This is a genomic window from Bartonella silvatica, from assembly GCF_040545155.1.
Taxonomy (GTDB): domain Bacteria; phylum Pseudomonadota; class Alphaproteobacteria; order Rhizobiales; family Rhizobiaceae; genus Bartonella; species Bartonella silvatica.
On the sequence record NZ_JBEPLI010000058.1, the window covers coordinates 1 to 1,927 of the forward strand.

Sequence of the window (1,927 nt, forward strand, 5' to 3'; positions counted from 1 at the left end):
TTGATGGGCATAGATTTGACTTTGTAAGCCGATGGATTGGCGGTAATGGCTATACCTACGAGACAATACCTGCTGGCAGTAACTGGTGGAAAGAATGGTGGAGAGTGATCACAAATCCCGTAAGCTCCCATACCTGTCTTGGAGATGCGAGTGATAAGTGTACATGGCGCTATGGCACATCTCATCGTGAACAAAAACCTTGAATTAAATAATGGAGTAAAAAATGAAACAAACTCTAAAGCTATTAGGTGCTGTAATTTTGTTAAGTATCACCGGATGTCAGTTTAATAAAACTCCTGGAGGGTATTTGAGCGCGTGGGAGAAAAATGGTGTTACTGATTTTACAGAGGTAGGAAAAGCCTTGTTAGAATGTGGCATGCCAACGCCTTATGATGTCGATCCAGAAAACAGAAAGCAGAGCATTAATGCAAAAGCAACAATTTATGCTTGCATGCTTCAATCAGGGTTTCGCTATAAAGATGAAGAGGTAGCAAGAGCGGGAGGGCCATGTTATACTTTTAGATCCGAAAATCTCCCGATTTGTCGTCCAGGTGCTGTTGTTCCACAGCCCAGTGTCAAGAAGCGCTTAAATAGCCCTTTTTGTAAAAAATATAAAAATAGTCGCAAATGCCAGCCTTAAGTCTTGCTTGTGATGATCAACAATCTGCCATCCTTGCCTTTGCTTGGAACGGCGGGATTGTTTTCTCAATCCATCATCTCAATATTGTTCACCGTTGTTTTAAGCAGCGGTGACAGGAAATATCAACAGGCTTACGAGCTTTTTTATTGTAAATAAATCCATTGAAAGAGGGGAAAAATGAAGAAAATCTTAAAAATATTGAGTTGCATGGCTTTGTTAAGTATCACTGGATGTGAGTATAAAGCTGAGGTTCCCTTATCAGCTTGGGAATTATGGGATAAGCCTGGTGCAAATACAATTGATATAGGGAAAGCGCTGTTAGAATGTGGCATGCCAACACCTTATAATCGTGATGAATACAACAGAAAGTTAGATGGAAATGCGAACGCATTAATTGAAGCTTGCATGGTTCAAGCAGGTTTTAGATATAAATCTGGATATTTGAGTTCGTGTGAGTTTTTTGATGCTCGTTTTCCGATTTGTCATTCAGGTGCTGTCATTCCTCAAAGAAGTGTTAAGAAACGCCTGAACAGCCCCCATTGTAAAAGAAATAGAAACAAGCCTGAATGTCTACCGTAGTTTTTTGATGATGGTATGATTAAGAGTAATCTTTAGTTTTTTATCTTTTGCATAAGTGTGTGGGCCAATTGTATCGGCGCTCAACATGTTTCAAATTGGTATGGACAGAGAAATATAAAACATCGACAAGCTTATAAGCAATCTTATCGTAAAAAATCATTAAAGGAGAGAAAAAATGAAAGCAACTTTAAAGTTATTGAGTGGATTGGCTTTGCTTATTATAGCTGGATGTTTTCCAGGTCCTTACCAGGCTGTGGATGTATTAGAGAAGCTAGGAGAAGATAAGATTGAGATTAAAAAAGCACTATTAGAATGTGGAATGCTGAATCCTCATGATGATTATATGATGGATTATAGAGAGTTAAGTATAAATGCGAATACATCTATTTATGCATGTCTAACTCAAGCAGGTTTTCATAGTAAATTAGGAGGGAAGTGGAGAGATCGGTGTAGAAATTATAATGCCGAAGATCTTCCGATTTGTGTGCCAGGTGCTGTCATTCCAAAACGAAGTGTCAAGAAGCGTTTAAATAGCGCTTATTGCCAAAAATATAAAAATGCACCTGAATGCAAACCTTAAGTCTTTCTTGTGATGATCAACAATCCCCCATCTTTGCATTTGCTTGGAATGGCGCGATTGTTCCCTCAATCCATCATCTCAATATTGTTCACCATTGTTTTAAGCAGCGGTGACAGAAAATATCAACA

The 1,927-nt window shown here is 38.6% G+C and carries 3 protein-coding genes and 1 pseudogene; all 4 read left to right on the forward strand.

Going from position 1 to position 1,927, the window contains the following annotated elements; all coding sequences use genetic code 11:
- A pseudogene (locus ABID23_RS07820) lies at positions 1–203 on the forward strand (filamentous hemagglutinin); the annotation flags it as partial.
- 20 nt (positions 204–223) lie between these two features.
- The gene (locus tag ABID23_RS07825) at positions 224–640 is read left to right on the forward strand and encodes a hypothetical protein (RefSeq protein ID WP_354190919.1); all 417 of its coding nucleotides are present in this window, start codon (positions 224–226) and stop codon (positions 638–640) included.
- 177 nt (positions 641–817) lie between these two features.
- Complete coding sequence (locus ABID23_RS07830) at positions 818–1,219, forward strand: hypothetical protein (protein ID WP_354190921.1); 402 nt, start codon at positions 818–820, stop codon at positions 1,217–1,219.
- 175 nt (positions 1,220–1,394) lie between these two features.
- On the forward strand, positions 1,395–1,799 hold the full coding sequence (locus tag ABID23_RS07835; RefSeq protein ID WP_354190923.1) for a hypothetical protein: 405 nt from the start codon (positions 1,395–1,397) through the stop codon (positions 1,797–1,799).
- The last annotated feature ends 128 nt before the right edge of the window (positions 1,800–1,927 follow it).

Excerpts from the sequence above, each read along its gene's own strand:
- ABID23_RS07825 (WP_354190919.1), top strand. The coding sequence starts at position 224 with ATGAAACAAACTCTAAAGCTATTAGGTGCTGTAATTTTGTTAAGTATC.
- ABID23_RS07835 (WP_354190923.1), top strand. The coding sequence starts at position 1,395 with ATGAAAGCAACTTTAAAGTTATTGAGTGGATTGGCTTTGCTTATTATA.
- ABID23_RS07830 (WP_354190921.1), top strand. The coding sequence starts at position 818 with ATGAAGAAAATCTTAAAAATATTGAGTTGCATGGCTTTGTTAAGTATC.